Raw genomic sequence first — 24,671 nt, forward strand, 5'->3', positions numbered from 1 at the left:
GACCGAGCGTTAGCGCGGAACCGGCGGTTCCGCGAACCATGCGAACGGGCAGTGCGCGGCGCGTTGCGCCGCGACTGTCGGGACGGTGAAACCGTCCCGCAGCGCCCGTGAGCAGCAATCGGCTGGGGAGGACGTGGTGATTCCCTGTTGCCAGCAACAGCAGAACGCTTTTCGTCGCTACGACTGGTCTCTCCCTTCACGAACCGGACCTCACGACTGGGGCCACGTCGCCAGCATGATCTCGTCGACGAACTCGCCGTCGAGACAGTACTGCCCCTCGTGTTCACCCTCGCGCCGCCAGCCATTCTCCTCGAGGAACTCGATCGCGGCCTCGTTCGTCGCCGGCAGGTTCTGGTAGAGCTTCTGGTAGCCGGCGTCGGACGCCCACTCGAGGCCGTACTCGAGCAGCGACGAGCCGATCCCCTGCCGCCGAAATCCGGGATCGACTCCGACGGTCACTTCGGCCGTGTGCCGGAGCGGTTGGAGCTCGGGAGCGTCGAGATGGAGCCAGCCGACGACCTCCCGGTCTCCCATCGGTGCGCACTCGTCCGGCTTGGCACCTTCCGCTGTCTCGGAACCGTCCGCTTCGGTACCCTCGTCCGATTCAGTGCCTTCCGTCTCGGCGTCGTCCCCGTCCGACTCCTGCCCGCGGACCGCGACGAACACGATCCGTGATCGTTCCTCGTTGGCCCGGACGAGTGCCCGCTCCCGCTCGAGTTCCGTCGCAACGTTCTCGGCAACGACGTACGTCCCGTCGTCGGCGACCGTCCGCATCGTCTCGACGACGCCCGCCCGGTCCTCCTCGCGCGCCGGTCGGATCGCGACGATTTCGTCCTCGCACTCGAGACTCGTGGTCGTGGCCGAGAGCGCGATCCGGAGCTTTCCATCGTCTTCCGTCAGGTAGCCGTCGGCTTGCAGCGCCTCGAGCGCCGCTCGGAGGTCGTCCGGTGCGGGCGGTACCGTTTCGGTATACGCACCCGATCGGGCGGGTTTCGAGTGGGCTCGACCGCCGTCGATCTCGATCGACCTGGCCAACTCGGCCGGCGTGACGGCACCGTTCCGCTCGACGTACTCGTACACTCGCCGCTGGATATCGCTCTCGAACGAGTCCGTCGGATACATGCTCATACGGACGACCCCGCCGACTGACGGCATTAGTATGCGATCCGTATCGATTGCTGTCAGCGAGCCCCCGCTGCGAAGCGACTCATTGCTCGTCAGCTCGAGTCGTTTCGACGCTTCCTCACGCCGGTCATGTCGGGCCAATCTCGCGTTAGCCGTCCCGGTCTCTTCGACCGAGGGTGACGGTCGAGCAGCGCGATTTGGTATAGCGGTATAAAGTTTATCGATGGTGAGCGAGCGGGTAGTACTGGACTCGAGTCACAGCTGGACGACCGATAGGAGACCGCAATAGGTTCGTCGATTCCGGGAACGGTCCATCCGAGTACCGAACTGAGCGCTCGAGTGCCTGTCTCCGAGACGGATGCTGCGTTCCGTCCGACCGAGACTGCTCCAACCCGATATCGATCGTTCGCGTCCGATGGTCCAGTGAGTATTCGCCTTAAACCGGCGTCACGACTCCCACCTCTCGAGGGTGGTACTCGGGCTCACCACGAGGAACGGTTCCCGTCTCGTGCGGGTGAACATTCGTTCTCGTTTTCATTCCTCGAGAACGGATCGCAGTGACGCAGTCGACTGATAGTCATCCCCTCACGCGGCTGTCGATTTCAGAAGACGGTGTCGCGACTGGCCGGAGGTGGGCTCAAGTATCGTCTCCCTGCGAGATACCCACACGGTCGAGACTCCCGTGTCCGTGCCCGAGAACCTGGCACTTTCACGGCCACAAACCGGGGGTATATGCGATCAACAACCTGTTCGCGATCGGCTGAGCAGTCGGTTTCGCTCGTTCCGGTTCGATTTCGGCTCCAGGCGATTATCCCGCTCTATTCCGGGCAGCTACCCGCGACCGACCGATAGCGTGGCTCACTTGTCGGGCTCGCAGTTCGTTCCGATCTCGCGTCTCGTCTCGATCTGGCAACGCGAGCATTCGGACGGGGGTGAATACCGTTTCGACCAGTAGGCCGTCGCTCACTCGTCGGATCACCGTCTCATCGGTGACCGGTCCGCTACGTTCGTCGGTGAGGGTGCACGGGATTTCGACGACCGCCGTTTTGGGAACCGCATTCCGGAGGCCGCAAACCCCGATGTCGATCGATGAACGAACCCCTTCGTTTCCGATACTGCGGTCCCACCAGGGTGATGCGCCGAGGTTTCCAGCGCTGTTCGGATGCCGCCGAGTTCGTAATGGACGGACAGCAACGCGGCGACAATCCGCTGATTCAGGCCTGTACACGCGGTGTACCGTCTGTCCCCACGCGTGCTACCGTTTACGTGAATTTCTCGGCCATAAATGATATATTGCGATATCGAATCGAGGCCGGTTTCGGAAGTTTCGGAACCGGCCCGGCGTCGTTTAATATCCTCGAGACCCAACCGATTCGGTGTGATCGTCGACGGCCGCGTCCTGCGTGAGGATTTCGTGCCGAGCGAGGTGGTCCACCGCCACGACGAGGTGAACCTCCTCTCGGAGACCCTCGAGCCGCTGCTGTCCGACGGCCGACCGGATCCGGCCTTCCTCTTCGGGCCGACGGGCGTCGGCAAGACCTGTATCGCCCGGTACACGCTGGCCCAGTTGCGCGAACAGGAGCCGGCAGTGCGGGTCGCCTACGTCAACTGCTGGCAGGAGTATACGCGGTTTCGGGTCCTCTACCGGATCCTCGAGGGGGTCGACCGAGCCGTCGACGTCCATCGCTCGACGCCGAAAGACGAGCTGTTCGAGCGGCTCTCTCGGACCGACGACGAGCCGATCGTCGTTATTCTGGACGAGGTCGATCAGTTAGAGGAGACGGCCGCGCTGTACGACCTCCACCGATTGGGCCATGTTTCGCCCGTGTTGATCGCCAACCGCGAGGAAGAGCTGTTCGCGAGCTTCGACGATCGGGTACGCTCGCGGTTTCACGCCGGTACTCGGGTCCGCTTCGACCGGTACGGTACCGACGAACTCGCGGCGATCCTCGCCGAACGAGCCGAGAAGGCCCTCGAGCCGGGCGTGGTAACCGACTCCCAGCTACGGACGGTCGCCGACGCCGCCTCGGGCGACGCCCGCGTCGGAATCGGGGTGTTGCGATCGGCCGCCCGTCGCGCGGAGCGCCAGGGCCTGGCGTCGATCACCGACGACGCGCTCGAGGCGGCGATCCCGGATGCGCGGACGGCGATCCGCCGGAAAACCGTCGAGGGGCTGATCGAACATCAGCGGGTGCTCTACGACGTGATCGCTGACGCGGGCGAGATCGAACCCGGCGACCTGTACGAGGAGTACGAGCGTCGGGTCGACGAGCCGAAGACGAACCGCACCCTGCGGAACTACCTGACGAAGATGGTCCACTACGATCTGGTCGAGGCCGTTGGCAAGCGCCGGGGCCGGACCTATCGGCTCGTCGATGAGGATAGCGGGGACGACGAGAACGACGAGTGATGGGTACGGAGGAACGACGACGAATAGACGGCGGTGAACGACCGATCGCAGGTCGACGGCGGCCGATTCGGTGTCAGCAGTCCAAAGCGCCACTCACGGGGATCGCTCCCGACGAGGTATCTGAGCGGTTTCGGAAACCGTAACGGAAACGGAACCTTCCCTCGAGCAGCCCGAACGCCGCTGTTTGGGGCAGTCGACGGAGTATCGGAACTATCGGAAACGGTGTTCCGCCGCTTATGGGGCGCTCGCTCGAGGCTGCACGTATGCACCGACTCGAACTCGAGCCCGGCGTAACGCTGTTACAGGTTCCGTCACCGCGGTCGGGGATCGTTCACCGACTGGTCTGCGATCGGCTGGCCGACGGCGCGACCGGCGGCGACCGCCCCGGGCGGGCCTACTGGATCGACGCGCGAAACGTGGCCTCGACCCACGCACTGTACGACGCCGCGTCGAATCCGCGCGTCCTCGAGGGGGTGCGGGTCGCGCGGGCGTTTACCGCCTACCAGCACCACTCGCTGGTACGGACCGTCGCGCGGCGGGCGGAGCCGACGACCGAGTTGCTCGTCGCGCCGAACGTCGCCGCTCTCTACCGAGACGACGACCTCGCGGCGTGGGAGCGCGAGGACCTGCTGGCCGCGACCCTCGAGATCCTCTCCGAACTCGGGGCCGTTCTCGACTGCCCGGTACTCCTGACGAGCGCCGACGACGGGAGTAATCTCGACGCTACCGCTGCCTCGGAGACGGTCGCCGACTACGCTGAGACGGAAATCGAGTGTACGCGCACGCGAGAAGGGCTCCGACTCGAGGATGCGGACGACGACTCGAACGCGGGGGGCGCAACGGCGGGCTACTGGCACGGTGATGTCTGGCAGACGACGATCCCCTACTGGGTCGAGATCTGCGGTGCCGTGGACGCGGTCGATCCCGTCGTCGCCGCCCACGACAGGGGGCTGCTCGAGGTGGGCCCCTGATGGGGCGAACGAACCCGACCTACCGCGATGCGCTCCGTCGACTCGAGTCGGAGTGGGAGCCGATGGGCCGCGCGCTGCGCCGGGAGCACCAGGGGGACTTCGACCGGCTGTTCGACCGGGCCCGGGCGTTCGCCGACGCGGCGGGGTACGCCAACCCGCCCGAGCCCGAGCGGGCGTTCGTCCTGTCGCTGTTGCTCGCCCACGAGGTCGAACTGCGTCGGTTGCGCGAGGAGCTCGCGGCGCTCGAGGACGAGACGGATCGCGACCCTCGCGAGTCGCGAGCGCGCGACGCCACCGGGGAAGCCGACGAATGAGCCCCTACACCGTCGAATTCGAGGACGGCATCGTCCGCGAGTGGACCCTGACCGAGTCGGGTGCCGAGCCCGCGGTCGTCGAGGACTACACTCCGTCGGTGTTCGTCTCCGGCCCGAACGACGCGCTCGCGGACCTGCGAGAGCGCCTCGAGGCGGATCCCAAAGTCGTTGCGACCCGTTCCGAGCGGCGGCCGACGAGCCTCCACGAGGCCCACGCGGGCGAGCGAAGTCGAGTCCTGCGAGCCGACCTCGAGCGGGTCGGCGAGGTCTGGACGCTGGCCCGCGAAATTCGGGGCGTCCACGCACGCGAGGCCCACGCCCCCGGAGCAGTTCGGCTGTTCGACGTGGACCTCGCGCCGGGGTTTCGGTACTGTCTCGACCGCGGGCTCGATCCGACGCCGACGCGCGACCTGCGGACGCTCCGACTCGCCCTCGACGAGGCCGCGCTGGCCGACGACGACGTGTCGGCGCTGGAAATCGAGGGCGAGTCCGTCGACGGCGATGCGACGCGCGCGCTGCGGACGTGCCAGCGCCGCCTCGAGCAGCGAGATCCCGATGTCCTCGTCGTGAGCCACGCCGATTTGATTCCGCTGCTCGAGCGCCATGCCGAGGCGCTGGGGCTCGCGGACGTTCACCTCGGACGGCTGCCGGGGTGGACCGCGCTCGCGGGCGAGAACACGTACGCGAGCTACGGGAAGGTGGGTCATTCGCCCGCGCGGTACCGGATTCCGGGGCGGGCGATCGTCGATACGTCGAACAGCTTCCTCTGGCACCAGTCGGGGCTGGCGGGGATCCGCTACATGGTCGAGCGGACGGGTCGCCCGCTACAGGAAGCCGCGTGGGGAAGTATCGGCACGTTATTGACCTCGAGACAGATCCGGCTGGCCCGGCAAAAACGGGGCGTGCTCGCGCCGTGGAACAAGTGGGAACCCGAGCGCTTCACCGACGTCGAGACGCTGCACGCGGCCGACCGCGGCGGCTTCACGTTCGCTCCCAAGGTCGGCTTCCACGAGAACGTCCACGAGATCGACTTCGCGTCGCTGTATCCGCGGATCATCTGCGAGCATAACGTCAGTCCGGAGACGGTCGGCTGTGACTGCGGGGCCGCCGACGAGGCGGCTGCAACCGACGAGTCCGCCGCCGACGGGACGGCTGCGACCGGAGAGTCCGCCGCCGGGACGCATCGCGTTCCCGAACTCGAGTACGAGATCTGCGAGACCGACGGGTTTCTCCCCGCCGTCCTCGAGCCCCTGATTGCCGAACGGGCCGAGATCAAGCGGCGACTCGAGACCGATCTCCCCGAGGAGGAGGCCGCGCGACTCCGGGCCGAGTCGGGCGCGATCAAGTGGGTCCTCGTCTCCTGTTTTGGCTATCAGGGCTACCGAAACGCCAAGTTCGGTCGGATCGAGTGCCACGAGGCGATCAACGCCTACGCTCGGGAGATCGCCCTGACTGCCAAACGCCGGCTCGAGGACGCGGGCTGGCGGATCGTCCACGGCATCGTCGACAGCCTCTGGGTGACGCCGCGGGTCGACGAGCCGGAGCCGCTCGAGGCCGTGATCGGCGCAGTTTCCGAGACGACCGGGATCCCCCTCGAGCACGACGGCAGTTACGAGTGGGTGTGTTTCGTGCCGTTGCGCGACTCGATCAGGGGTGTCGGCTCCGGCGAGGGGTCCAGCCCCGATTCGACGCGTGCTGGTGAGGGGACGAGGACACGCGCGCGAGGTGCGTCCGCGGGCGCGTTGACGAAATACTTCGGCAAGCGAACGAGCGGCGAGTACAAGTTCCGCGGGATCGAACTGCGCCAGCGGAGTACGCCGGCGTTCGTCGCGGACGGGCAGCGCGCGTTCGTCGAGGCGCTCGACCGCGAGCGCGATCCCGAGGCGGTCTGTGACGTGCTCGGCCGACGATTGAACGAACTTCGGGAGGGATGCGTCGATCCGGCGGCGCTCGCGATCACGAACCGCGTCTCGAAGTCCCTCGCCGACTACGGCCGGCGGACCCACACCGTGGCCGCGCTCGAGCGGTACGACCGCCGCGGAATCGATCGCCACCCCGGCCAGTCGGTCGAGTACGTCGTCGTGGACGACGATTCGCGCGGTCCCGAGCGCGTCCGACTCGCGCTCGAGGAGCCCTCGGAATACGACGCCGACTACTACGCGACGCTGCTCGTGCGGGCCTGCGAGAGCGTCGTCTCGCCGCTGGGTTGGGACCGCACCCGGATCCGGCGGTCGTTGCGCGACGGCCGGACGGTCCGGCTGTCGACGTTCGTCGACTGACCGCGGGAACTGGCGAGTGCCGACTGTGGAGACCGACGGCTACCGATCATCTATATTTATTTACACTAAAACGTGAGAAAACGACTCGAGATGAGTTTCAGCGCTAGGTTTACACCGTCAGCCCGTGTGTTGATCGTACATGACTGTTTCCGATTCTACAGCAGATGTTCTCCGTTCCCGCGTCCGCCGGCAGGCCCCCCTCGCGGAACTCGGTCAGCGGGCCCTCGAGTCGCCCGATCTCGACGGGCTGCTGGCCGACGACCTCGAGGTGCGGATCGACGAGACCGACGCCGAGACCAGCGTCGACTCGCTGCTGCGGGTCTACGGTGATCCTGGACAGCTCCGCCAGCTGTTCCAGAACCTGCTCGATAACGCGATTACATATTCTGGCGATGGAGCCCCACGTATATCCGTATTCGACGAGAATACTGGGTCTATATGGAGGGGCTCAGTTCACGATCGGGGGATCGGGATCGACTCGAGCGACACGGATCGCATCTTTCGGGTGTTCGATCGACTCCACAGTCGCGAGGAGTACGACGGCACCGGTATCGGACTCGCGCTCTGTCAGCGAATCGCCGAGCGCCACGGCGTCCGGCCGAACAGCGTGAGGCCGGGCTCGACAGACGAGCGACGGGAGTCTGTCGGCGGCGAGATCAGCGTCGATTCCCAGCCCGGCGAGGGGTCGACGTTTACGATCGAGGTGTCGACGGTGCCCGACGCGGACGACGCGGTGGAACGCGCGCCGGCCAGCGAGGCCGACGCCGAGACCGATTCGACGACGGAACCAGTGACCGATGAGTAAGCCAGAGCGATCCCGGTCCGAGCCGGCACAGATCCTGTTGGTCGAGGACAATCCCGGCGACGTCCGGCTGACCAAGGAGGCGTTCAAACAGGGTCGGATCGAGAACGACCTCCACGTCGTCTCCGACGGCATCGAAGCGCTGGCGTTTCTCTCCCAGGAGGGCGAGTACGCCGACGCACCGCGCCCGGACCTCATCCTCCTGGATCTCAATCTGCCCGGCAAGGGCGGTGAGGAGGTTCTGGAGGAACTCAAGGAGGATCCAGTGCTGCGATCGATCCCGGTGATCGTGCTGACGAGTTCGCGCGCGGAGGAGGATGTCGTCAAGTCCTACGAACTCCACGCCAACGCCTACCTCACGAAACCGGTCGATCCGGACGAATTCATTCAGACGGTCCGCGCCTTCGAGAAGTTCTGGTTCTCGGTCGTCCGACTCCCACCGGAGGTCGACAACTGATGAGCGAGACGAACACCCGGACCGCCGATGCGGAGAGCGCGGACCCCGAGGACGCGCTTCACATCCTCCTGATCGAGGACAACCCCGGTGACGCCCGTCTCATACAGGAGATGCTCCGCGGAACCGAGGAACTCGCCCAGCGGATCAGCCCCACCGAGACGGCGAGTCAGACGCCCGAGATCACCCGAAAAACCCGCCTCGAGGAGGGCCTCGAGACGATCGAATCGGCGTCCACCGATATCGTCCTGCTCGACCTGAACCTCCCCGATAGCGAGGGGCTCGACACCCTCGAGACGGTCCACGAGGAGGCGGGAGAGACGCCGATCGTCGTCCTGACCGGCGTCCGGGACCAGCAGGTCGGCGTGGAGGCGATCCAGCGCGGTGCCCAGGACTTCCTCGTCAAAGACGAGGTGACCAGTGAACTCCTGGTGCGAACGATCCACCACGCGATCGAGCGCGCCCGCCAGCAGCGCGAACGCCGCCAGCAGCGCGAGCAACTCGAAGCGCTCAACCGGCTCAACCGGATCGGCCACGACATCACCCACGCGGTGATCACGACCGAGACGCGCGCGGAACTCGAACAGGAGGTCTGTGACCGACTCGCCGAGTCCGACGCCTATCGATTCGCGTGGATCGGCAGCGTCAACCCCGGCAGCGACCGCGTCGTCCCGAACGCGGCGGCCGGCGTCGAGGACGGATACCTCGAGGAGATCGACGTCACCGTCGACGAGGACGACGAGAGCGGACGGGGGCCGGCGGGAACGGCGATCCGAACCGGGGAGGTTCAGGTGATGAACGACGCCGGCACGGCTCCCGAGTTCGGGCCGTGGCGGGAGGCGGCACGCGCCCGCAACTACCGATCGTCGGTCGCGATTCCGATCACCCACGAGGATCTCGTCTACGGCGTGTTGAACGTTTACTCGTCGTCACCGCGATCGTTCGAGGGGCCCGAAACCGACGTTCTCGGCCGGATCGGCGACGTCATCGCCCACGCGATCACCGCGATCGAACGCCGGGACGCACTCGTCAGCGACGCCGTCATCGAACTCGAGTTCCGCGTCGAGGCGATGGCCGAGGAACTGGTCGAGCTCTCGGCGACCGAGTCGTGTACGATCGAGTTCGAACAACTGGTCGGCAGCGACGAGACGCTTCTGGCCTACGGCTCGGCACACGGCGTCTCGCAGGAGACGTTCACCGAAACCGTCGACCGAACCGACGGCATCACTGACGTTCGGTTGCTCACGGCTCGACGCGACGAGTTCGAGTTCGAACTCGTCGCACCCGCCGCCGTCAGCCTGTTCGAGACGATCGCCACCCACGGCGGCCGCGTCGCTGAGGCGACGATCGCCGACGGGGAGTTCCGGTTCGTCGTCGAACTCCCGCGTGGCCGGGACACCCGCCAGATGATCGAACTCATCAGGACCCAGCGCGACGACGTCACCTATCTCGCACAGCGGACCACCGAACGCAGCGAGCGCAGCGACAGCGGCTCGTCGTCCGTCCTCGAGGACGAACTGACCGAGAAACAGCGGGCGGCCCTCGAGACGGCCTACTTCGCGGGCTACTTCGACTGGCCGCGGGGCAGCACCGGCGAGGAGATCGCCGAGCGCCTCGGTATCGCGCCCGCCACCTTCAACCAGCACCTTCGAACGGCGGAACGGAAGTTCTTCAACTCGATGTTCGGCGAATAGGTGTCGTCTGCGGGCCGAACCGGTCTCTTCGCGGTCGACCCCGTCGACGAGGTGTTCGCGAGAGTACAGCACGTCGTCGTGATCGGCGATGATACTCCGGCCACGTCGTCGATATCGACCCGGTCAGTTGCACCGGATACTCCCGGTCACGTTTCAAACGGAAGGGCTCCCAAGAAATCGTCACTCTGGTAATCGAGGTGGTCCAGTCGAGGGCCGAGCAGTTCACGAACGAGGACCACTAGGGGATTGGTCGTTCCGTCACCGGTCATCGCGATCTCCGTTTTCGTCCCGTCCGCGTCTTCGTCCCAGAGACCGACGACGACCGTCTCTCGATCGGCGATGATCAGTCGACTCACCCTGGGGTAGCTCGACTGTTCGTACATCCAGTCCATCTGTGGCTCCCATATCGTCGCGTCGGGAAGCCACTCTCGAAAGAACTCTCGGGCCTCTCGGCTTTTCGTTCCGGCGTGCAACGCGACTCCTCGATCGATGGCATTCTCTGCGTGCGGGAGACACTCTTCGTCGAGTAACTCGTCAGAGGCATAGATAAGAAACAGTTCGTCAGTCGCTCTATCGGCCAATTCCCGACAATACTCGTACACGGATTCGCGACCCTCGAGTCGTCCAACAGTCCGCTCGTCTGCTCCGCGTCCCGTTCCACACTGTGAGAGCAGTTCGTCGAGCACATCGACGTTCATCCATTCGGCATCGGCCGCCGAGTAGCTCCCCTCGGTGACGACGTTTTCGTCGCGATCGTACTCGATCAATCCCGCTTCGTCGAGGCGGGGGAGATAGTTGTGATGGAGCGAGATGACCGTCTGGTCGAATTCACCCTCGTCCTCCGAAACGAGTCGTTCGGAAAGTTCGGTCACAGAGAGCCCGTGAGAAGCGTTAGCGAGAACGGTCAAAATCGCTCGATTAGCGGTGTCCGTAAGCAGCCGAATAAGTGCTTCCTCCTGCAAATCCATTACCGATGAATACCCCCGTGGAGTAATAAATAGAATGTATCAGTCCATACACACAGTTCCCGAATTGTAATCTATTTCCCCCCGTTGAATGTCGGTTCTTCCCATCGTTCACTTCGCGCACGGACACTTCGGGGCGATCCGCCGAAACTCGAGTGACACTACCGTCCGAGTGTGACTCGCATCAGTCCGTTCGAACGGGCAAAACGAATTACGCGCCGCGAGGCTCGGTCGCGGGCGGGGTCACGTCGTCCATTGGACGCCGAGCGGCCATCGCGACGGCCACCATCGAGAGCCCGGTCACGAGGAGGTTCGCGCCCACGAGCAGGCCGACGGCCCACGCCGCGGTGGCCGGGAAGCCGATCCAGAGGAATCCGGCCAGGACGAGCGCGATGACGCCGCTGACGGCGACCGACGTTCGACCGCGGGACCCGGACATTCGCGCGGCCGTCGCGAGTTCCGCGATCCCGTCGATCGCCAGGTACGCCACGAGCGCGAGCGTCAGCGTGACGAGCGCGATCGCGGGGGCCGCGAGGACGGCTAGTCCGGCGAGCACCGAGACGGCCGCGAGCGTCGTCTGCCAGATCGATCCGCGCCAGCCCCGCGACGTAAACGCGTGGACGCCGTGGACGATTCCGCCGACGACGAGGAGTACTCCGAGCGCGATCGATACCGAGAGCCCGGTGACGGCCGGGGCGGCCATCGCGAGGATCCCGATTAGCCCGACGATCCCGCCCGCGATCGCGAGGGGGCGCCAGTCGTTCTCGAGGGCGTAGCCCTCGTCGTCTCCGGTGGGTGCTGTGATACTGTTCATCTGCGTCACCAGTACTATGTACGTCGTGTAGGCATATAATACAAATATACGATTTGACAGTCGGTCGCGGGAACTGACCGGTTCGAAACCGGGACGAACGGCGTCTCGGGCCTTCTCGGGGCCGTATCGAACGACACTCAGACGGCAAAATGCAGACGAAGCACGGCAATTATCTCGATAGGGGCGACACTACTGATTGTGACCGACGAACGCGACGGCGACGTCCGCGAGTGTGACCTCTGCGGGGAACGGGTCCCGGCGGCCGTCTATCACGAGCACCTGCTCAAGTCGTGTCCCGGCCGTTCCGGGGAGTGACCCGTCTCGAGCGACTCGGCTTTCCGGCACGGTTCCGGGTCGAAGGCGCACGGTGGCGGCGTTTCCGAGCGCGATCTCAGACGCCGGCATTCGAGGAGGACTCCGTGTCGCGCTCGAGACGTTCGTAGAGATAGTACGAGTACGCGGTAGTGATCGCGGCCGTCAGGAGCGCGGGGACGACGAGGAAGTAGACGGCGTACTCCCCGAAGAAGAGGCCGATCAGCGAAATGACCGCGGTGAGCTTGAACAGCCGGCCGCCGAGTTCGTGCGTGCGCTCCCAGACTGCCTCGCTACTGAGCGTCCACGGCGTGCGGATGCCGATGAACCAGTTGGGCTCCGCGCGGGTGAGCAATGCGCCGACGCCGTAGAAGAGGACGGCGACTGAACCGAGGATGAGAAGCGTGAAATCGAACTCGTAGCCGAGGTTGAACGCGAGGATGCCGGCGTGGAGGACGAACATGAACCCCGCGAAGGCGACGATGAACCAGTCGTACGCGGCTCGGAACGCGTCGACGTTCTCACCGAGCGGGTCGATGCGAGGGACCACTGCGAGGAGCGCAACCAGCGCCGCCGAGAGGACGGGAACGAACGCGAGACCGAGCGTCTTCGACATCGTCCCGTCCGGCTCACCGGCGGCGTTCCAGTGGGTCACGAGCGGGTCGGACAGCTCCGGTGCCGCGAGAAGACTGGCGACGCCGGAAAGGACGACGAACGCGCCCGCGAGCGTCAGTCGGTGCGTCGTCTTCATATCGGGTACTACGACGCCCCAACGTATCAATGAACGGGGCCGAGCGACGGAACGGGGCCGGCGGGGCCGTCCGTCGCGACCGGCGACTCCGGCGTCGGGTCGGTTCTCTCGAGCTGAGACGGTGGGAAACACCTTTCCGTCTCGTCGGAATCAGGGCCTGACAGTGACGGGAACGTCGAACTCGAGCATCTGGGAGTGTCCGGAGTGTGGTCGGTCCGTCAACCGATTCGTGAACGGCTATCGGTGTCCGTCCTGTCGAGAGACCGTCTCCGAGCGCCGTGACTGCGGGACCGACGCGACGAACCGGTAACCCGGCCGCCGACTCAGCGGGGAGTCTCGGAGACGGTCAGGGATTCGGAATAGGGGGCCGAGAGACACGACCGAATCGAGAATCACGAACTGCTCGGGTGGGGATACTGCTCCCTCTCACTTCTCCTCGACGTGGCGGATTTCGCAGGCGATACCGCGCGTGCTCTCGGCCATCTCGCGGCCGAACATTTCGGCGCGGCCGACGGCGAACGCCTTCGGTCCCTCGACGACCACCTCGTCGCCGACGCGGATGTCCTCGTCGGCGTCGACGACGCCCGGCGCGAGCACGCTGCCGTGCGGGACGAAGCCGTCGATCTCGACGCGCTTCGTCGGCGCGTCGCTCTCGAGCCACTGTCTCGCCCCCGCGAGCGTAAAGGACAGGGTGCCATACTGGGGAACCATCGTCGCGAGCTGGGTCTCCTCGCGATCGCGAACCTGGATCTTGGGGTAGCGACCGGTCGTCTGGATGTCCTCGAAGAGGTCGTCGCCGGCACCGTCGCCCAGCAGGTAGTCCGCGAGGGCGCGGACGGTGTTGTGCTCGCGCTCGCGCTTGGGGTACTTCAGTTCGCCCGACAGCGCTTGCGAGAGGTTCGCGAGCGACTCGTCGTCGGTCGGATGGTCCGCGACCGTGTAGGTGATATCGAGTTCGAGTCGGTCCTCGACGCGTTCGACGATGTCGCGGTAGCCCTCGTCGGGAACGTGGGCGATGATCTCCGGATACTCGTTGCGCTCGAGGTAGCGCTGCAGGACGTCGGCGACGAACTGCTTTTCGTCTTCGGACCAGCGGCCGGTCACGACAGTGTCGTACTGCTGGGCGGGGTAGGTCGTCTCGAGTTCCTGCGGGACGACGCCGATGGGGCTGGTCATCGAGACGAGGTGGGCGCGCCACTGAATCGCGTCGTGGAACTGTCGGTGGCTCTGGGACTCGCTGTAGGGCTTTGCGGCCGAACACGGGACCAGCACGAGCGGATTCTGGAAGCGGTTCCGGTACCGCGTCGTCACCCGGTCGGCGAAGCGCTGGATCTCCACCCGGCGAAGGGTGTCCGCGGACGCGGCGTCGATCTGGGCATCGCGGAGGATGGGCGTGCGCTCCTCGAGATACCCCCACTGCGAATCGAGTTCGCGCATCGCGGCGGTGAGCCACTGGTCGTGGCGGGCCTGTCCCTCGATGTAGTCCCGAAGCCGGCCGTCCCGGATCCGACGGCGGACGATCGCCAGTTCTGCCTCGAGGGCGTTGACGTTGTGGTTCGCACAGTCCTCGCGCGTAAACTCCTCGCGGGGCTGTTGGCAGGCGGGACACGAGCAGGGGAGCTCCTCGAGGTCCTCGATGAAGTACGCCTCGTCGGTCGTCAGATAGCGGCCCTCGGTGCCCTTCACGACGGCCGCGGTCTCGTCGAAGAGATCGACGCCGGCGTAGGCCAGCAGGGCGACGTTCCGCGGCGTCGCGACGCCGGAAAACAGCAGGGCGGTGTCGGCGGGGATCGCCTCCCGGACGGCCACGACGGCCTCGACTAGCGCTGCACCATGGCCCATCACGGACTGGACGTTCGAGAGGGCGTAGGCGTCCGTTCCCTGGGATTCGACGCTCTCGCTCGAGACGACAGCGACGCTGGGATACTCGACGTCGGGGGCGTCGACGGCGAAGGATTCCTGGACTTCCTCGGCGGTGCCGCCGGGGAACGCCCGATGGGGGAGCACGGTGAGTTGCGACTCGTCACCCGCGGGAAGGTCCCGGTCGGCGCTCCAGAGCGAACCCGCGTCCTCGAGGACGTCGTCGACGAGTGCGGGCGTCGTCACCGGCGAAGAGAGGCGGAGTTCGCCCACGCGCGCGGCCCCGTCGCGCTCGTGCACTTCGAAATAATCGGTCATACTCGATATGACCGCGGCGAGCGAAAGAGGTTGTCGATAGCGAGCGGTCCCACGGTCGGACTTCGAGCGCGCTCGAGATGCCGGCGAACGCCTCGAGGCGACGGATCTGGGTACTCCTCCGAGCGATTCACTGGCCACATACCCGTCGTTTATCGTGATAATTTTGGTGTGGATTACTGATAGCGAGAGCTGAATCCATCGATGCATGGTTTGGAAAATTAACCTTTAAGCACTTCCAGTTGGAGGTCTACCTATATGTCATCGGAAACAAAGCTGCGATCGACGGACGGGTTCAGAGCGTTTCTGGCCGTGTTTCTGGTCGCAGTCGTTGGGGTCGCGACGATCGGGTTGCCGATCGTTTTCGGGGGAATGACGACGACCGTCGAAGCGACCGAGCCGGAGCCCGAGTTCGAATCGTACGACTCGATCTCGCAAGCCGAATCGCAACTCGGTTCGGCCGACGAGATCTACCTCGGGGAGAACGACAGCGCCGTCCTTCGCTACGACGATGAAGCGGACGTCGACACGCTCGAGATGGGCATGGACGTCAGCGAAGGACTGGTCCACATGCTGGTGGTCGACGATATCGAGAACCCCGACGACGAGCTGGACTCGGCGAACGTCTCGGCGATCCTCGATCAGCAGGGGCTCTCCGGGAGTGGCTCGTTGATCATGCAGCAACCGGAGGACCTCGAGAACTTCGAACTCGACGTCTCCGGCGAAGTCTCCGAAGAGACGAACGAGTTCGAGGGATCCGCGTCCGGCACGTTCGACAGCGAGGCAACGACGACCGGAGCGGTCAGTACGAACGGTCACGTCACCGCAACTGCAGACCGACTCGAGACGAGTGGGAGCGTGTCGGTTGACTCGTCCGAAGCGTCGGGTGCCGACGGGGCAGACGAGTATCTCGACGTCTCGCTGGAGGAGACGAGCGACGGCTACCAGGTCGACGTCGCACAGGAGATGACCGTCGACGCCACGTCGGCCGATCAGTGGTCGACAGAGGAACAGGCCGAACAGACGCTCTGGCGGGAATACGGCGTCTACGCCGCGTTGTTGGGCGGCTCCAGTGAGATCGACGTCACGAACCACGATTTCGAGGAGCGATCGAACGGCGAACACCGGCTCGATATCGAATTCACCGTCGAGTACACGGGCGTCGACGGCGGCATCGAAGAGCAACTGACGGACCAGCTGGCGAGCGATCCGACGATGGATCTGAGTCGATCGGAAGCGCAGGCGATCGCAACCAGCGTCACCGACACCGATATCGAGACCCTCTCGTTCACGATGGACGCGAGCGGTAGTTCGATGGATGTCGAGTGGGACGTCGCGATCGAGAACTACAACGAACTCACGGTCGCGATGTTCGACTTCGCGGAAGCGACCGCCACGGACGACCAGCTACCGGAGGACCAACTCGAGAACGCACGAACGGCTATCGAAGCCCAGCAGGCGGCGGATCTCGAGACGAAACTCACCTGGGACGGGGAAATCGAGCAAACGTCGTCCGACGAGATGACGCTCGACGCCTCACTGACGAGCGATACCGAAAACTGGGACGCCTACATCGACGAACTCGAGTCTCGAGGCGTCGACCGTCCGAACGACGTCACGTTCGACCTGTCGGCCGAAACCGACGGTGACCAGCTCGCGATCGACGGCGAGTTCGAACTCGGGGCCGAGGATCTGGCCAGTCAGGCGGTCAAAAACTGGGCGCAGTCGGCCCAGACCGGACCGACGTCGCCGACGTCCCCGGAAGCCGACCAGTTCGTTTCGGCGCTGGCAGAATCCGAACTCGAGGTCGCTCGCGTCGATGCGGGTATCGACGACGGCACGGTGCGCGTCGAAGGCGGGGCGCGGTTCGACGACATGAGCACGCTCACCGAGACGGTCAGCGAAAGCATGGCTATCAGCGGGATCGCGACCGAACAGGACGGAGAGACGGCGTCGATGTACGTCTACGTCGACGACATGGGCGAGGTCGACACCGCGTCGGCGACGAAATCCGATCTCGAGCAGTTCAGTGTGGTCGATTCCGAGACCACCGTCCACCGGGCCGGCGAGTGGGACGACGAACTGCCGACGATCGAAACCGACGAAATGAGCGAGTTCCTCGAGACGCAGGACGACGAAAACACGGCGGAAAGCGGCGACGAGGACGAAGACGATAGTTCCGATAGCGTTCCCGGCTTCGGAATCGGGATCGGACTCGCGTCGATCGCCGGGTTGCTAACGGCGCTCGTGCTTCGACGGCGAGCGTAACGCATCGGCGATCGGTGTGTGAATCGTTTCAGTTGGCACTTTAGGCGGTCTCGAGGAACGTCGCGGTCGCCGACGTGTGCCCGCGGTTGAACGAGAGGACTTTGATCCGGATCACGTCGGTCGGCTCGCAGCCCCCGGGGACGTCCTCGACGAAGACGACGAACCCTTCGATCTTGCCGACCGCCTGTCGCTCGCCGGAGTGGTGGTCGGTAAACTCGCTGATAGCGACGGTCTCGACGTCACCGATCTCGACCGGTGGGTCGCGCTTCTGGGCCGCTCTGTGACGGTCCCGAGATTGCCGCTCGTCCGCGGAGCCACCGCGGATCCGTTTGACTACCCACGAGCCGATCACGAGGACGACGAGCAGGCCGATACCGAGCACCGCTTGATCGAGCATACTGAAACGGGCCGGCGCGTGGGGCTTCCATGTTCCGATTCCGCCGGTGCGTCGGTGACCGGGGGCGATCACCGCGTGTGGGAAACGCTTTTCGCCGACGGCGCGACGGACGAGCACGGCTCTCGAATCGCCGCTGCCCTTTTATTTCCCCGTCCGTTCGAATACGTCGTGACCTTCTCATTCAGCGGATCGACCGGTGACGGCAGCAGCGATCCATTACACATCGCCGTCATTCGCGCGGTTGCAGCGCACCGGAAGGTGGATCCGATCGAATTGCCACCCCTCTACGACTGGATCAACCCCGATTCGCTGGATGCCCTCTTCGAGCCGACGCGACGCAACAGCCCCCGACGTGGTCGTCTCGAGTTCACCTACGACGGCCATGCGGTCGCCGTGGACTGCGCCGACGGCGTCACGATTTCGGTCGATGGCTCGCCGGCCGCCGAGTCGATCACGGCCGCATCCGACCGCGGGTCCCCCACCGGCGCGTAACTCGAGTTGTCGGTCATCCCCGCGTCTGACTGACGGACGACGATTGTCACTTCGCACCGGAATCCGCCCGACTGGAACGGGTTTTTTCCGCCGCGTGATTCGAGCCGAGCGCACCGCTTGGCTCGAGTGACCGACTGAACGACGACTGACGCTGTGTCCGTCACCGTACCGACGCGAGTTCGGCAGTGGGAACCCGTCGTCACCGGCCGTCGTCGTCACCGGCCATCGTCGTCACCGGCCGTCGTCGTCACCGGCCGTCGGTACTCCGGAGATCGACTAGGTCGACAGCGTCCGGAACCTGCTCGAGGACGCCCGCGGGCCATCCCCGATGTGCGAGCGTGAGCGCAGCGTCCGGATTCACCTCGACGAGCCGAGCGACGCCGTCGGCCGCGGCCTCGAGCGCCGCCCGATCGGTCCGCTTGGGGACTTCCGCGGTGAGGGGGTAGCTCCTCGAGAGCGCCCGGGGGAACGGCCCGAACGGCGCCTCGACGCGCCAGGAATCGTCGAACTCGTCGCTTCGCGGGGAATCCCCCTCCGTGAGCAGCAGTGAGTCGGGGACGGACAACCGCTCGAGGCGCTCGTGGTGGCGGACGACTTCGGGGCGGCGCGCGCTCTCGTGGGAGGTGTAGAAAAATGAGCCCTTCGAGACGGGATCCGAGCGCTCGAGTTGGGCGGCGTGGTCGAGCAGCGTGCGGTAGCCGTCGAGCATCGTCGGGTGGGCGCGGGCGCGCTGCTCGACGAGTTCGAGCAGGTTGCCGGCGCGGATCGCCTCCTTGATCCGCCGGATTTCGGCGAAGGTGACGTGGAGGTTGTGCGCGGCCAGTTCCGACTCGCGTTCGTCGTCGGGGAGCGCGCGGAGTTCGTCGGGCGAGTACTCGGTACAGATGGCACACGAACAGGGGAGATACTCGAGGTCCGCGAGCTGGCGGGTTCCCCGAACCGTCAGATAGCGGTCGTCGCGGGCGTAGAGCGCGTAGGCCGCCGAATCGAACAGGTCACAGCCCATCGCGACGGCGAGCGCGAACATCATGGGGTGGCCGGCACCGAAGAGGTGGACCGGCGCGTCGGCACCGAGCCCGCGTTTCGCGGCGGCGACGACGTCGATCATGTCGTCGTACCGGTAGTCGTTCAGCAGTGGAACGACCGCGCCGACCGGGAAGACGTCGAGATCGGTCCCGTCGGCGTGTCGGCCGGCCCGCTCGCGGAGGTCCGGATAGGTCGACCCCTGAACGGGCGCGCTGACGAGCATCTCACCGGTGTCGGCGGCCTCGGCGATCTCGAGTCGCTCCTGCGTGGTCTCGAGGTCGGCTTCAGCTCGTTCGTGGGAGACGTCCGGTGGGGTCGGAATGTCGACCGGCGTGGCGATATCGGAGCCGATCTCGCGCTGGAAGGCGAGGATCTCCTCGGTCGTCACGTCGATCTCGCCGTACTCCGAGAGCTGAAAGGAGCCGGAGTCGGTCATGATCGCACCCGGGAAATCCAGGAGGTCGTGCAGACCCTCCTCGAGGGCACGTTCGTGAAGGGTATCGTCGCCGTGGATGATGTAGGAGTTCGTGATCAGGATCTCCGCGCCGAACTCCGTGGCGAGCCGGCGAGGGCTGATCGTATCCAGATTCGGATTAATCACCGGCAGCAGCGCCGGGGTCTCGACGGTGACGTCGGCACGGGGGACGGTGAGTTCCCCGATGCGACCGCCGGCGTCGGTGTCCCGGACTTCGAAAGACTCGCGCATTATCTGCGGGTTGGACCGTCGGACGTAAGTCGTGACGGTTTTTGCCTGGTTGACCGGAGCGGCGCGACTCGTTTCGGACCGTTTGCGCGAGGCTTCCGAGACGAAGAGAGCCGAGAGCGATCCCGTGATCAGTGAGGAGGGGAGACGAAGGCGCTTTACGCTGCGGACCGCTTTCGTCCCCTAATGAGTAAACCCACGCCCGAAGTCTACGAGCAGGGCAAGGGCATGGACGCCCACAATCAGGCGATGCGGGAGATCCGCTCTCGCAAGGAGGCCAGCTACGATCCCCACGAGCCCACGCGCGTCTGGCTCGACGAGGACAACACCCCTGACGGCGTCAAGACGAGTCTAACGATCATTCTCAACACCGGTGGCTGCCGGTGGGCCCGCGCCGGCGGCTGTACGATGTGTGGCTACGTCGCCGAGAGCGTCGACGGCGGCTCCGTGAGCCACGAGGCCCTGATGGACCAGATCGATATCTGTCTGGAACACGAGGAAGACAACGCCGACGAGACGGCCGATCTCATCAAAATCTACACCTCCGGATCCTTCCTCGACGAGCGCGAGGTCGGCGCGGAGAGCCGACGGGCGATCGCCGACACCTTCGCCGATCGGGAACGCATCGTCCTCGAGTCACTGCCCGACTTCGTCGACCGCGAGAAGATCGGCGACTTCACGCAACACGGCATCCACACGGATATCGCGATCGGCCTCGAGACAGCCACCGACCGCGTGCGACACGACTGCGTGAACAAGTACTTCGACTTCACGGACTTCGAGGACGCCTGTGCGGAAGCCGCCGTTGCAGATGAGAACGCTGGCGGCGACACGGCGGCCGGGATCAAGGCCTACCTGCTGATGAAGCCGCCCTTCCTCACCGAGTCCGAAGCCGTCGCGGACATGATCTCGTCGGTCGAGCGCTGTGCCGATGTCGACGGCTGTCACACCGTCTCGATGAACCCGTGTAACGTCCAGCGCTACACGATGGTCGACGACCTCTACTTCAACGATGGGTACCGCCCGCCGTGGCTCTGGTCGGTGGCACACGTGCTCGAGGAGACGGCGGCCGTCGACGCCATCGTCGTCTCGGATCCAGTCGGCCACGGCTCCGATCGCGGCCCGCACAACTGCACGGAGTGCGACGACCGCGTCCAGAAGGCGATCAAGGACTTCGACCTGCGGCAGGATCCGTCGGTGTTCGAGCAGGTCTCCTGTGAGTGCGAACTGACGTGGGAGACCGTCATCGAGCGCGAGCGGAGCTTCAATCAGCCGCTGACTCGATAGCGAAAACACCGATAGTTGCCGACCTGATGGCTTCAGGTTGTGGAAGCCGGGTGCACTTATTTCACTCCCGTCCCGGTACCGTTGCGTATGGCACTCCTGTCGTTCTCGGACTACTGGAACGAGATCGAGCCCGCGCTGTTGATCCTCGTCGGATTCCTCCTGTTCGTCTTTCCCGAGCCCGCGACCTCCGCGCTGGGTGCGGGGCTCATGCTACTCGGTGTCGGCTGGTGGTTCTACGAGTGGGGCCGCTGAGCCCTAATCGCCGGTCGCCGGCTCGTCCACTGCCGCCCGAACCGATTCCGTGTCGGCACGAGGCACCTCGAGCGTGACGACGGTGCCGCGAGGGTCGTTGTCCGCAAAGGAGAGTCGCCCGCCGGCCTGTCTGACGATCCAGTTGACCAGCCAGAGCCCGAGGCCGCTCCCGTGGCGAAGCTGCGTGATCTCCCGGTCGCCCTCGAGCAGTTCTCGCTCCTCGCTTGGTATGCCGGGACCGTCGTCTGCGATCGACACCGTCACGATCTCGTCGTCCGGTCGATCCCGGAGCGTTACGTCGATCGTCGGTCGCGCCCGATCGCTGTGCTCGACGGCGTTTTCCAGGATCTGGAAGACGGCCGTCTGGAGGTATTCGTCGGCCCGAGCAAACGTTCGGTTCGGCAGCGAGCAGTCGATATCAACCTCGTGGGCGCGCTCGAGGCGGTCAGCTGCTCGTTCGACGGCCGCGGAGAGATCGATCGGTCCGGCCGGGGTCTCCTCGCGGTCGAGCACCCGCTCGACAGCGCGAGTCTTCTCCGCGAGGCCGGTGAGTTCGCTCGCACGATTTCGGATGGTCTCGACGTACTCGTGGTCCGCGCCGTCGATGCTGTCGGTGAGCATCTCGGCGCAGCCGTTGATGATGTTCATCCCGTTGCGCAGGTCGTGGCGGAGAACGCGATTGAGGATCTCGAGGCGCTTTTGGCGCTGCTTCTGGGCGGTAATATCGGTATAGAGCCCGAAGGCGCGATCCGACGATCCGTCCATCTCCATCGGAACGACGCGAAGCCTGAAGTCGCGCAGCCCGTTCGCGGTTCGCCGTTTGACCTCGGTGTCGCCTATCTCGCCTCGGCTTCCGCGGCGATTGAGCGTGTCGGCGTCAGCCGTTCTCTCGGTTGGAACGACGTACTGATCGAGCGGGCTACCGACGAGTTCATCCCCCTCATAGCCGAAGATTCGCTCGAACGCCGGGTTGACTTCCTCGACCACCGGGCCGTCCTCGAGCTGTGTAACGCTGACGACGCCGTCGGGGACGTTTTCGAACAGCGCCGCGAACCGGTCGCGCTCCGCCCGGAGACGTCCCTCGAACGCGATCCGATCGAGCGAGTCGGTGACGTGCGAGAGCAACAGCTCCGCCAGTTCTTCGTCGGCCGGCGTGAACGCGTCCTGCTCCGTCGAGGCGGCCAGAAATACGCCGCGCTCGGTGATTGGAACGCACAGGACCGACTGGCAGTCATCCGCGTTCGGAATCGAGTCGGCCGCGTCGATCTCATCGATCCGTGCGGGTCGCTGTGTGCGGTAGGTCCTTCCGGCGACGGTATCGTCGAGCGGTATCCGCGCGTCGAGGTCGATCTCGAGGGTCGACGAAACTGCCTTCGGAACGAGTGATTCCCCTTGAGCCAGCGCGACCCAGCAGGCGTCGAAGTCGAGGACGTCTTCGGCCGCTTCGACAGTCAGGTCGTAGATATCCGCGTGGCTCTCGCAGCTGTCGAGACGGGAAGCAACGTCGTGGAGCCCCTCGATCTTCGACTTGCGATCGACGAGCTTCCGTTCCATGCGTTTGCGGGCGCTGATATCGCGTGCGATCCCGACCGTCCCCTCGACCTCGCCGTCGGAGCGCAACAGCGCCATGTTGACCTCGCTCGGGACCCGCTCATCGTCGGGGCCAGTCAACGTGACCTCGTAGGTCGCGACGCGTTGGGAATCGTCGGACAGGAGCGTTCGAGTGTGTCGTCTGCCGCGCTCGATGCTTGCGTCCGTGAGGATCTTCGAGACGTGCTCGCCGATCAGTTCGTCGCGGTCGTAACCGGTCGCGCCCATCATCGTCTTGTTGACGGTGACCAGATACCCCTCGGTATCGAGCTGGTAGACGCAGTCACCGACCGTCTCGACGACGGTCTTCGTCCGCTCGAGTTCGCGCTCGCGAGCCGCCCGGTCGAGCGCCGCTTCGGCGGTCGTGGCGAGGACGCGGATGAGGTGTCTCTCGGCGTCGTCGAGTTCGTCGCCGCCCGAGGACGCGACCGTCAATAGCCCGTGCTCGCCGAGCGGCTGGATGACCGCGTTTCCGACGCTGGCCTCGATGTCGTACGGGATACGGCCCGTCGAGACGGTGTCGACGACAGCCGGCTCGCCATCGGTGTAGGCGTTCCAGAGGGTGGTGTACTCCGGACCGATCGTCGAGATGTCGTCGGTGGACTCGTCGAGCGCCGCCGTCGTCCCGGCGAGTTCGAGCGTCTCCGTCTCCTCGTCGTAGAACCTGATTGCGGCCAGGGACCGATCGATCACGTCCTCGGTCGCCGTCATCACGATGTCGGCGATTTCGTCGGTCGATTCCGCTCGCAGCAGCTCGTGAGTGGTCTCCTGGAGCGCCTCGAGCGCGTTCGCGCGCTTGCGCTCCGCGGTGACGTCCTGTCCGAACGAGAGGACGCCGACGATTTCCCCGTCCTCGACGAGCGGCGTGTTGACCCACTCGCAGGTTATCGACGTCCCGTCCCTGTCGACGTTGCGATTCACCTGTCGGGACGGCAGTCCGTCGGTGTCGCCGCCGGTGAGGGCGTCCCAGTACTCGAGTACCTCTCGACGTTCGTCGTCTCGAACGAGCAACTCCATTGCCGATTTACCCCTGGCCTCGTCGGCGGTGTAGCCGAACAGCTCGGTCGCCGCGGGGTTCCAGTTGCGGACTTCGAACGCGAGGTTCCACTCGATGATCGCGAGCGGCGACTGCTTGACGAGTAGTTCGAGGCGGCTCGAGGGGTCTTCCGCCGGCTCCGGTGTCTGGATACCGACCGCGTCGGTGGTCGATCGTGTCCCGGATGACCGCTCGTCGAGTACCGCTTCCAGCCGCGTCACGAGCGTGTCGACGCCCTGGCTGCGAGGAACGTAGCCGTCGGCCCCCGCAGCGACGACCGCGCCCGCGAGCGCTTCGCTGCCGTCGGCGGGAAACACGACGATCGGTACGTCTGACCGCTCTCGGATCGACTGACAGCACTCGACGGGGTCAGCGTCGCGGGTGGATCCGGCGATCACGACGCAGTCGACGCTCTCGAGGCGCGCCAGACACGCGTCGGCCGACCGAACTGCTTCGGTCGCGACGCCGCGCTCCTCGAGGGCGCGTTCGACGGTGGCTCCCGCATCGGCAGTAGCGCCGATAATGCGGGCGCTCGGTCGGCTATCCCGTCCCAT

21 protein-coding genes are annotated in these 24,671 nt (G+C 65.4%); 12 read left to right on the forward strand and 9 right to left on the reverse strand.

The genetic code is table 11. The features are described from left to right. Positions 1-210: 210 nt before the first annotated feature. The gene (locus ACEWFR_RS22395) at positions 211-1,128 is read right to left on the reverse strand and encodes an N-acetyltransferase family protein (RefSeq protein WP_374063146.1); all 918 of its coding nucleotides are present in this window, start codon (positions 1,126-1,128) and stop codon (positions 211-213) included. A 1,375-nt stretch (positions 1,129-2,503) separates the two neighbouring features. Between ACEWFR_RS22395 and ACEWFR_RS22400 the strand changes: the two genes are divergently transcribed. From ACEWFR_RS22400 to ACEWFR_RS22430, 7 genes are all read left to right on the forward strand, one after another. Next, the gene (locus tag ACEWFR_RS22400) at positions 2,504-3,535 is read left to right on the forward strand and encodes a Cdc6/Cdc18 family protein (RefSeq protein WP_374063147.1); all 1,032 of its coding nucleotides are present in this window, start codon (positions 2,504-2,506) and stop codon (positions 3,533-3,535) included. 263 nt (positions 3,536-3,798) lie between these two features. After that, a complete protein-coding gene (locus tag ACEWFR_RS22405) occupies positions 3,799-4,506 on the forward strand; it encodes a hypothetical protein (protein WP_374063148.1) in 708 nt (235 codons plus the stop codon). Further along, positions 4,506-4,820, forward strand: a complete 315-nt coding sequence (locus ACEWFR_RS22410) for a hypothetical protein (RefSeq protein ID WP_374063149.1) — start codon at positions 4,506-4,508, stop codon at positions 4,818-4,820. The genes ACEWFR_RS22405 and ACEWFR_RS22410 overlap by 1 nt, the downstream gene beginning before the upstream one ends. Further along, positions 4,817-7,099: a DNA polymerase domain-containing protein gene (locus ACEWFR_RS22415; protein ID WP_374063150.1), complete on the forward strand. Its 2,283-nt coding sequence runs from the start codon at positions 4,817-4,819 to the stop codon at positions 7,097-7,099. Before ACEWFR_RS22410 ends, ACEWFR_RS22415 begins: the two co-directional genes overlap by 4 nt. A gap of 139 nt (positions 7,100-7,238) precedes the next feature. Beyond that, on the forward strand, positions 7,239-7,904 hold the full coding sequence (locus ACEWFR_RS22420) for an ATP-binding protein (protein WP_374063151.1): 666 nt from the start codon (positions 7,239-7,241) through the stop codon (positions 7,902-7,904). Continuing rightward, positions 7,897-8,358, forward strand: coding sequence for a response regulator (locus ACEWFR_RS22425; RefSeq protein ID WP_374063152.1), 462 nt, complete (start codon positions 7,897-7,899; stop codon positions 8,356-8,358). The genes ACEWFR_RS22420 and ACEWFR_RS22425 overlap by 8 nt, the downstream gene beginning before the upstream one ends. Further along, positions 8,358-10,049, forward strand: a complete 1,692-nt coding sequence (locus ACEWFR_RS22430; protein ID WP_374063153.1) for a bacterio-opsin activator domain-containing protein — start codon at positions 8,358-8,360, stop codon at positions 10,047-10,049. The genes ACEWFR_RS22425 and ACEWFR_RS22430 overlap by 1 nt, the downstream gene beginning before the upstream one ends. 146 nt (positions 10,050-10,195) lie before the next feature. Here the strand turns inward: ACEWFR_RS22430 and ACEWFR_RS22435 are convergent, their stop codons facing one another. From ACEWFR_RS22435 to ACEWFR_RS22450, 4 genes are all read right to left on the reverse strand, one after another. Continuing rightward, positions 10,196-11,017, reverse strand: a complete 822-nt coding sequence (locus ACEWFR_RS22435; protein ID WP_374063154.1) for an ArsR family transcriptional regulator — start codon at positions 11,015-11,017, stop codon at positions 10,196-10,198. A 208-nt stretch (positions 11,018-11,225) separates the two neighbouring features. Then, complete coding sequence (locus ACEWFR_RS22440) at positions 11,226-11,828, reverse strand: HdeD family acid-resistance protein (RefSeq protein ID WP_374063155.1); 603 nt, start codon at positions 11,826-11,828, stop codon at positions 11,226-11,228. A 189-nt stretch (positions 11,829-12,017) separates the two neighbouring features. Further along, positions 12,018-12,233 carry a hypothetical protein gene (locus ACEWFR_RS22445; RefSeq protein WP_374063156.1) on the reverse strand — a complete coding sequence of 72 codons (216 nt, stop codon included), beginning with the start codon at positions 12,231-12,233 and terminating at the stop codon, positions 12,018-12,020. Beyond that, positions 12,220-12,891, reverse strand: coding sequence for an SdpI family protein (locus ACEWFR_RS22450; RefSeq protein WP_374063157.1), 672 nt, complete (start codon positions 12,889-12,891; stop codon positions 12,220-12,222). Before ACEWFR_RS22450 ends, ACEWFR_RS22445 begins: the two co-directional genes overlap by 14 nt. Before the next feature lie 163 nt (positions 12,892-13,054). On the opposite strand from ACEWFR_RS22450, the gene ACEWFR_RS22455 reads away from it, so the two are divergent. Further along, positions 13,055-13,201 carry a hypothetical protein gene (locus ACEWFR_RS22455; protein WP_374063158.1) on the forward strand — a complete coding sequence of 49 codons (147 nt, stop codon included), beginning with the start codon at positions 13,055-13,057 and terminating at the stop codon, positions 13,199-13,201. Positions 13,202-13,317: 116 nt separating this feature from the next. Here the strand turns inward: ACEWFR_RS22455 and arcS are convergent, their stop codons facing one another. Further along, positions 13,318-15,069, reverse strand: a complete 1,752-nt coding sequence (arcS, locus tag ACEWFR_RS22460; protein WP_374063159.1) for an archaeosine synthase subunit alpha — start codon at positions 15,067-15,069, stop codon at positions 13,318-13,320. Between the two features lie 255 nt (positions 15,070-15,324). Between arcS and ACEWFR_RS22465 the strand changes: the two genes are divergently transcribed. Beyond that, a complete protein-coding gene (locus ACEWFR_RS22465) occupies positions 15,325-17,334 on the forward strand; it encodes a hypothetical protein (protein WP_374063160.1) in 2,010 nt (669 codons plus the stop codon). A gap of 40 nt (positions 17,335-17,374) precedes the next feature. Here ACEWFR_RS22465 and ACEWFR_RS22470 read toward each other — a convergent pair whose 3' ends face one another. Further along, the gene (locus ACEWFR_RS22470) at positions 17,375-17,731 is read right to left on the reverse strand and encodes a TRAM domain-containing protein (protein WP_374063161.1); all 357 of its coding nucleotides are present in this window, start codon (positions 17,729-17,731) and stop codon (positions 17,375-17,377) included. Between the two features lie 18 nt (positions 17,732-17,749). Here ACEWFR_RS22470 and ACEWFR_RS22475 point away from each other — a divergent pair, with 18 nt between their 5' ends. After that, complete coding sequence (locus ACEWFR_RS22475) at positions 17,750-18,223, forward strand: HalOD1 output domain-containing protein (protein ID WP_374063162.1); 474 nt, start codon at positions 17,750-17,752, stop codon at positions 18,221-18,223. Positions 18,224-18,470: 247 nt separating this feature from the next. Here ACEWFR_RS22475 and tgtA read toward each other — a convergent pair whose 3' ends face one another. Continuing rightward, a complete protein-coding gene (gene tgtA / locus ACEWFR_RS22480) occupies positions 18,471-19,955 on the reverse strand; it encodes a tRNA guanosine(15) transglycosylase TgtA (protein ID WP_374063134.1) in 1,485 nt (494 codons plus the stop codon). Positions 19,956-20,138: 183 nt separating this feature from the next. Between tgtA and ACEWFR_RS22485 the strand changes: the two genes are divergently transcribed. Together ACEWFR_RS22485 and ACEWFR_RS22490 are read left to right on the forward strand one after the other, a co-directional pair. Beyond that, entirely contained in the window at positions 20,139-21,239 is a 1,101-nt protein-coding gene (locus ACEWFR_RS22485; protein WP_374063135.1) for an archaeosine biosynthesis radical SAM protein RaSEA, read from the forward strand. Between the two features lie 87 nt (positions 21,240-21,326). Next, positions 21,327-21,491 carry a hypothetical protein gene (locus ACEWFR_RS22490; protein ID WP_374063136.1) on the forward strand — a complete coding sequence of 55 codons (165 nt, stop codon included), beginning with the start codon at positions 21,327-21,329 and terminating at the stop codon, positions 21,489-21,491. Positions 21,492-21,494: 3 nt separating this feature from the next. Here ACEWFR_RS22490 and ACEWFR_RS22495 read toward each other — a convergent pair whose 3' ends face one another. Next, positions 21,495-24,671 carry a PAS domain S-box protein gene (locus ACEWFR_RS22495; protein WP_374063137.1) on the reverse strand — a complete coding sequence of 1,059 codons (3,177 nt, stop codon included), beginning with the start codon at positions 24,669-24,671 and terminating at the stop codon, positions 21,495-21,497.

It is taken from the genome of Natrinema sp. H-ect4 (genome assembly GCF_041894845.1).
In the GTDB taxonomy this organism is placed as follows: domain Archaea; phylum Halobacteriota; class Halobacteria; order Halobacteriales; family Natrialbaceae; genus Natrinema.

What these genes read in the sequence shown, in the direction of transcription:
- tgtA (WP_374063134.1), bottom strand. Translation starts at nt 19,955, where the DNA reads ATGCGCGAGTCTTTCGAAGTCCGGGACACCGACGCCGGCGGTCGCATC.
- ACEWFR_RS22430 (WP_374063153.1), top strand. Translation starts at nt 8,358, where the DNA reads ATGAGCGAGACGAACACCCGGACCGCCGATGCGGAGAGCGCGGACCCC.
- ACEWFR_RS22425 (WP_374063152.1), top strand. Translation starts at nt 7,897, where the DNA reads ATGAGTAAGCCAGAGCGATCCCGGTCCGAGCCGGCACAGATCCTGTTG.
- ACEWFR_RS22435 (WP_374063154.1), bottom strand. Translation starts at nt 11,017, where the DNA reads ATGGATTTGCAGGAGGAAGCACTTATTCGGCTGCTTACGGACACCGCT.
- arcS (WP_374063159.1), bottom strand. Translation starts at nt 15,069, where the DNA reads ATGACCGATTATTTCGAAGTGCACGAGCGCGACGGGGCCGCGCGCGTG.
- ACEWFR_RS22450 (WP_374063157.1), bottom strand. Translation starts at nt 12,891, where the DNA reads ATGAAGACGACGCACCGACTGACGCTCGCGGGCGCGTTCGTCGTCCTT.
- ACEWFR_RS22465 (WP_374063160.1), top strand. Translation starts at nt 15,325, where the DNA reads ATGTCATCGGAAACAAAGCTGCGATCGACGGACGGGTTCAGAGCGTTT.
- ACEWFR_RS22490 (WP_374063136.1), top strand. Translation starts at nt 21,327, where the DNA reads ATGGCACTCCTGTCGTTCTCGGACTACTGGAACGAGATCGAGCCCGCG.
- ACEWFR_RS22410 (WP_374063149.1), top strand. Translation starts at nt 4,506, where the DNA reads ATGGGGCGAACGAACCCGACCTACCGCGATGCGCTCCGTCGACTCGAG.
- ACEWFR_RS22485 (WP_374063135.1), top strand. Translation starts at nt 20,139, where the DNA reads ATGAGTAAACCCACGCCCGAAGTCTACGAGCAGGGCAAGGGCATGGAC.
- ACEWFR_RS22470 (WP_374063161.1), bottom strand. Translation starts at nt 17,731, where the DNA reads ATGCTCGATCAAGCGGTGCTCGGTATCGGCCTGCTCGTCGTCCTCGTG.
- ACEWFR_RS22445 (WP_374063156.1), bottom strand. Translation starts at nt 12,233, where the DNA reads ATGCCGGCGTCTGAGATCGCGCTCGGAAACGCCGCCACCGTGCGCCTT.
- ACEWFR_RS22415 (WP_374063150.1), top strand. Translation starts at nt 4,817, where the DNA reads ATGAGCCCCTACACCGTCGAATTCGAGGACGGCATCGTCCGCGAGTGG.
- ACEWFR_RS22395 (WP_374063146.1), bottom strand. Translation starts at nt 1,128, where the DNA reads ATGAGCATGTATCCGACGGACTCGTTCGAGAGCGATATCCAGCGGCGA.
- ACEWFR_RS22420 (WP_374063151.1), top strand. Translation starts at nt 7,239, where the DNA reads ATGACTGTTTCCGATTCTACAGCAGATGTTCTCCGTTCCCGCGTCCGC.
- ACEWFR_RS22495 (WP_374063137.1), bottom strand. Translation starts at nt 24,671, where the DNA reads ATGGGACGGGATAGCCGACCGAGCGCCCGCATTATCGGCGCTACTGCC.
- ACEWFR_RS22405 (WP_374063148.1), top strand. Translation starts at nt 3,799, where the DNA reads ATGCACCGACTCGAACTCGAGCCCGGCGTAACGCTGTTACAGGTTCCG.
- ACEWFR_RS22440 (WP_374063155.1), bottom strand. Translation starts at nt 11,828, where the DNA reads ATGAACAGTATCACAGCACCCACCGGAGACGACGAGGGCTACGCCCTC.